At 33.7% G+C, this 5,052-nt stretch carries 7 protein-coding genes; 3 read left to right on the top strand and 4 right to left on the bottom strand.

The window, feature by feature from the left end; genetic code table 11:
* Nucleotides 1-75 precede the first annotated feature (75 nt).
* Together AOG54_RS00915 and AOG54_RS00910 are read right to left on the bottom strand one after the other, a co-directional pair.
* Nucleotides 76-333, bottom strand: a complete 258-nt coding sequence (locus AOG54_RS00915; RefSeq protein ID WP_082180466.1) for a UPF0147 family protein — start codon at nt 331-333, stop codon at nt 76-78.
* 4 nt (nt 334-337) lie between these two features.
* Nucleotides 338-637, bottom strand: a complete 300-nt coding sequence (locus AOG54_RS00910; protein WP_048102034.1) for an Lrp/AsnC ligand binding domain-containing protein — start codon at nt 635-637, stop codon at nt 338-340.
* 283 nt (nt 638-920) lie between these two features.
* Here AOG54_RS00910 and AOG54_RS00905 point away from each other — a divergent pair, with 283 nt between their 5' ends.
* Nucleotides 921-1,517, top strand: a complete 597-nt coding sequence (locus AOG54_RS00905; protein WP_084795437.1) for a thymidine kinase — start codon at nt 921-923, stop codon at nt 1,515-1,517.
* Here AOG54_RS00905 and AOG54_RS00900 read toward each other — a convergent pair.
* Nucleotides 1,514-2,239, bottom strand: coding sequence for a hypothetical protein (locus tag AOG54_RS00900; protein WP_156324151.1), 726 nt, complete (start codon nt 2,237-2,239; stop codon nt 1,514-1,516). The two genes, AOG54_RS00905 and AOG54_RS00900, sit on opposite strands and share 4 nt — an antisense overlap.
* Before the next feature lie 127 nt (nt 2,240-2,366).
* On the opposite strand from AOG54_RS00900, the gene AOG54_RS00895 reads away from it, so the two are divergent.
* Both AOG54_RS00895 and AOG54_RS00890 read left to right on the top strand, forming a co-directional pair.
* Nucleotides 2,367-3,269 carry a homoserine kinase gene (locus AOG54_RS00895; RefSeq protein WP_054963906.1) on the top strand — a complete coding sequence of 301 codons (903 nt, stop codon included), beginning with the start codon at nt 2,367-2,369 and terminating at the stop codon, nt 3,267-3,269.
* Complete coding sequence (locus AOG54_RS00890) at nt 3,269-4,369, top strand: aminotransferase class V-fold PLP-dependent enzyme (protein WP_048102038.1); 1,101 nt, start codon at nt 3,269-3,271, stop codon at nt 4,367-4,369. The genes AOG54_RS00895 and AOG54_RS00890 overlap by 1 nt, the downstream gene beginning before the upstream one ends.
* Here the strand turns inward: AOG54_RS00890 and AOG54_RS00885 are convergent.
* Nucleotides 4,359-4,955: a mevalonate-3-phosphate 5-kinase gene (locus AOG54_RS00885; protein ID WP_054963908.1), complete on the bottom strand. Its 597-nt coding sequence runs from the start codon at nt 4,953-4,955 to the stop codon at nt 4,359-4,361. The two genes, AOG54_RS00890 and AOG54_RS00885, sit on opposite strands and share 11 nt — an antisense overlap.
* Nucleotides 4,956-5,052: the final 97 nt, after the last annotated feature.

The raw sequence follows: 5,052 nt of genomic DNA, 5'->3' as shown, positions 1-5,052 counted from the left end.
TCAAATGTCTGCATCGCTTATATTATTTACAAAAAAATCTATTCATAATTTATATAAAATTAAATGGTTTATTAATTATGATTTTGAAAGTGATTCTAACTTGCTTATTAATGTATATATTGCTGCCCTTCCATGAGACGGTACATTTGGATCATTAGAGATATCATCAAGTTTTGATATTATTGTTGCACACTTTAAATCAAGGCTTTCCTTACCATTTTGTAATTTTTCCTTTGAATCAGATGAAGTTTTTCTGACATTTCTGGGTATAGAAGTGTCCTCTGCTAGTTCATCCATTAGTTCCAAAATTTCGTTATACAATTTTTCATCCATTATATCACCTCATATACACGTCCTTAATGATGGATAACACCATCATTGTTTTTGATTTTTTTATCCCCTGAATATTATTTAACTCCCTAACTATAAATTTTTCCAGGGTCTGGTAATCGGGGAATCTTACCTTGATGAGCAGGTCATAATCTCCTGTAACAACCATGATCTCCTCAACGTTCTTATTTTCGGCAATTTTTTCACCGATATCCTCAACCATGTTTATATCGGCCTCAATGCCTATCATAGCTGTAACTATTTTGTTATCATAGTACTCCTTGAAATTTGTTATCTCTGCCTCCATTTATTCACCCGATATTTTAATTCTTAATGCTATTTAAACACATAATATTTTCTAATAAGTTTTAAATCTCATTATTTTCCCACGGAATTAATATTCATTTATATAATTATCAAATCGATAACCAAAAATTATGGAGATAATAAAAACTTAAATGTAAATTCATTATTTTTACATATGTATGCGATAATTTCTTATAATTATTCCAGCATTATCCATAAAATTATGCAACCAAACATAAGTAATTTATTAAATTAAAATATACACGTATATGAAAAATATCATCATGGGAAAATTAACTGTCATCACAGGGCCCATGTTTTCTGGCAAAACTTCGAGGCTCATAGAATTATTGGAGCGTGAAATGCTTGCAGGGAGAAATACCCTTCTTTTTAAACCTGAAATAGACAAGAGATATGATACAACATATGTAACAACACATAAGGGCATAAGGCTTCCTGCAATAGTTGTAAGCGTTGATAATGATGGCGTTAAAAAAATTAAAACGTTGTCTGAGGGTGTTGACGTAATAGGCATTGATGAGGCACAGTTCTGGGATCACGATTCCATACTTCCAGAGGTTGTCGATTCCATCGCCTCCATGAAAAAAATTGTTTATATAGCAGCATTAAATAAGAACCACCTTGGAATCCCGTTTAAAACTTCACAGGAGATTATAGCGAGGGCCGATCAGGTTTATTCCCTCACAGCTGTATGTGCTAAATGCGGTGAGGATGCAACATTTACACAAAGGGTTATGAATGGCAGGGAGGTATTTGGTGAGGCCATCAAAATTGGTGGGATGGAGAGCTACGAACCCAGATGCAGAAACTGCTTTGTTTTTCCTTCTGTGGAGGATATAAAAAAAATAAATGGGACCTAAAAAAACTGTAGGTAATCATTAAAATTATCTGGCATATGTATGCTTGCCTTTTTACCGCCACGGTCTAAAAAACCTTTAATTGATATTAGTTTATTAAGTGTGTTTTTGTCCCCCCTGTTAATCAGATAATTATTTATGTTATTAATTTTTGAACCAAGATTTCTGTTGATTAAATTATTAAAATCATATAAAATCAAATATTCATCTGCATCCAAAAGCGTGGAGAGAAAGGATGATGCTGCATCAATATCTGGATTTATACCTGCATATTCAAAATACTGTAAATGTGGAAACATTGAAACTGCAGTTCCAGCCATGGCAACAGGTATGTAGCCATCGGAGGCAAGGGATCCTATGGCATTTCTTTCCGGTATATCCAAAATTGACATTGAGGATCTGTCATAAATAATCCTGGTATTTATAGAGACCATTTCCCTTGATAGACCAAGCTCGTATTTTATTTTTTCATATGTATTTTGAATAATGTTCCCAAGATAGCCCTGCAGCATTGATGAATATTCATAATTATTTAATGAATGCTTTTTACCGGTTACATAATTAATGCCCTGTGAATACTGGATTGTAAAGATTAATTCGTCATCCGGTATGTTCTGAAATATCTGTAAAAGTATCCTTTCTATTGCCCCAGTTAGATTATTAATATTTACATCCGTGTTTTTAATCGCCGAATCCAGATCTAAATAAATTAACCTCCTTTCCAAATTATCACGCTGGAACATATCCAGAAAAGATATAAAATAATGCATTGTTTAATATTTCTGCACATGATATTACTGATAGTAATATAAAGTTGAATAATAAATTTATTAAATGAAAACATAGCAAAGTATGAAGATTAAGGAGTTAAGTTATTCATCATCCGCCAATCTCGGTCCAGGTTATGATATTTTATCCCTAAGCCATCGTGCCTTTAAGGACGAGGTAGAAATAGAGGAAAATAATACCGGAAAAATAAGAATCTTTTCGGATAATACACCTGAAGACCCTATGAAAAATACGGCGGGTCTTAGTCTCATACAGCTTATGAAGGATAGAAAAATTAAATCAGGCATAGATATAACAATAAATAAGGGCGTTCCCGTTGGACTTGGCCTGGGCAGCAGCGGTGCCTCCTCATCAGCTGCTGTAAAGGCTTTTAATAAAATGTTTGATTTAAATTTAACAAATGATGAAATGGTATATTATTCAATGTATGGTGAAATTGCGGCCTGCGGGTCTGCCCACCCAGATAATGTTTCTTCTGGCATATATGGTGGAATGACGCTAATAACATCAACTGAACCAGTTAGGGTCAGAAAAATAGATATTAAGTATAAACCGCATCTAATGCTTGTTATACCAGATATTAAAATAGAGGAAAAAACAAAACTGGCTAGATCAATGGTGCCCAAAAATATAGATATTAAAGATATGGTACGTCAAACCTCAAGACTTTCATTGATGCTTCTCGGGTTTTTAAATGGTGAACGGCAGGCAATAAGAGACGGCATGAATGATGAGATAGTTGAAAAATCCAGAAATGGTTTATTCCCATTTTATGGTGAGATAAAATCAATGGCCATAGATGAGAATGCGGTTTCTGCATGTATTAGTGGTGCGGGTCCAACAATACTTATTTTTACTGATGAAAGAACAAATAAAAATGGCATTATCAGTGGCACTGATGAAATATTAGGTAAATATGGTTTAAATTATAAGATTGTGGAAACTGAAATTGTGGAGGGATATTAATGAACGATATTAGTGATGGTATTTTTGCAAAACCCCTTACATTTCCCATTTACCAGACAAGTTCCTATGTTGTCCCGGGTGGTGAAAAATACCGGTATTCAAGGGAATATAATCCGACAGTTGAAAATGTGGGACTAAAAATTAAGGCAATGGAACATGCTGAGGCATATAACGCGTTTTCATCGGGCATGGGTGCTATCACAACCACGGTGTTATCATTAATACATCCTGGAGATAGGGCGTTGATACACCTTGATACCTTTGCAAGGAGTTACCACTTTTTCACAGAATATTTAAGATCATGGGGGGTTAAAATTGATGTCGCAGATCCGGGAACAGATAATATAATTAAGTCCATAAAAAACGATACAAAGCTGGTATTTATTGAGAGCCTTTCAAACCCAATATTAAGGGTTAATGATATTAAGGCCATATCAGAAAAATGCAGGGAAACGGGTTCATTGCTTATTGTTGATGCAACATTTTCCACACCGGTAAACATACACCCGCTGGACCTTGGTGCGGATATAGTTATACACAGTGCATCAAAATTTATATCCGGTCATAATGATGCAATAGCAGGTTTTGCTGCGGGCAGGGAGGATCTTATAGAAAAAATAGACAACATGAGAAGAACCCTTGGAACATCAATGGATCCGAACACTGCATTTCTTGTAAACCAGGGAATTAAAACACTTGAACTTCGCATGGAGAGGATAAATAAAAATGCGAATATAATTGCGCATGAACTTCAGGATTCAGGCAATGTTAAAAACGTTATATATCCCGGTCTTGATAATCATCCGGATCATGAAATAGCATTAAAATATATGAACGGATTCTCAGGGGTAGTTGATTTTGAAATACAGGGTGATGTGGAAAAATTTTTTAAAAATTTAAAAAATGTTGTGCCCGCAAATACCCTTGGGGGAATAAACACAATCATATCAAATCCATTCACAATGTCACACAGGTCGCTCAATGAAAGTGAGTTAAAAATATTAAATGTAAACAAAAAATTTATGAGATTATCAGTTGGAATAGAGAACCCTGACATTATCATCAAAGATTTATTAAATGCAGCCTCAGCTACTGATTGATTTTATCTTCTATATATTTTATTATCTTTTTCCTTGCAAGCTGATAATTTGTTGAGTCAACGGTAAAAACATCGTATTTTTTTAATAAATTAAGTGTATATTTCTCCATAACCTCATATACAGGAAGCTGCTGCACAAGGCGGTATCCGGGGGAATTAATATGTGTAAATTTTTCCCTGCTGTTCAGCATTTCCTCATGAACATTATGATCAGAGACATAAATATATATTTTTATTATATCATCAATTATATTTTTATCAATAAGTTCTGGTATATAATAAAGTGTCTCAAGTATTAACGGCTCACCATTCCTAATCGCACGGGCAAGGACAGCATTTATACCGCTATACATTATTTTTGACTGTTCATAATATCCTTTAATGATATTATCCTCAGTTTTCTCTCCAAAAAACTGCCATGATTCATATACACTTTTTGATAGTATTTCACCAGCATAGGGCCTTAAAAATTCCCTTAAATAATCCCCAGAAAGAACGATGTTTATATTAAATTCTCTGGCCACATAACCTGCCATGCTAGTTTTTCCAACACCCGGTATGCCGCCAATTAATATCACTGGAAACATGACTGTATAATATACATTTATTAATAAAGTTTACAAGATTTTTTGATGCTCATAATTATATAAATTAAAAAATATTAATATGTTTTAAAATAATTAT

Source organism: Acidiplasma aeolicum, assembly GCF_001402945.1.
Lineage (GTDB): Archaea > Thermoplasmatota > Thermoplasmata > Thermoplasmatales > Thermoplasmataceae > Acidiplasma > Acidiplasma aeolicum.
Note: the sequence above shows the minus strand (reverse complement) of the source record. Positions and strands in the feature narration are given on the sequence as shown.

Excerpts from the sequence above, each read along its gene's own strand:
- AOG54_RS00915 (WP_082180466.1), bottom strand. The coding sequence starts at position 333 with ATGGATGAAAAATTGTATAACGAAATTTTGGAACTAATGGATGAACTA.
- AOG54_RS00910 (WP_048102034.1), bottom strand. The coding sequence starts at position 637 with ATGGAGGCAGAGATAACAAATTTCAAGGAGTACTATGATAACAAAATA.
- AOG54_RS00905 (WP_084795437.1), top strand. The coding sequence starts at position 921 with ATGGGAAAATTAACTGTCATCACAGGGCCCATGTTTTCTGGCAAAACT.
- AOG54_RS00895 (WP_054963906.1), top strand. The coding sequence starts at position 2,367 with ATGAAGATTAAGGAGTTAAGTTATTCATCATCCGCCAATCTCGGTCCA.
- AOG54_RS00890 (WP_048102038.1), top strand. The coding sequence starts at position 3,269 with ATGAACGATATTAGTGATGGTATTTTTGCAAAACCCCTTACATTTCCC.
- AOG54_RS00885 (WP_054963908.1), bottom strand. The coding sequence starts at position 4,955 with ATGTTTCCAGTGATATTAATTGGCGGCATACCGGGTGTTGGAAAAACT.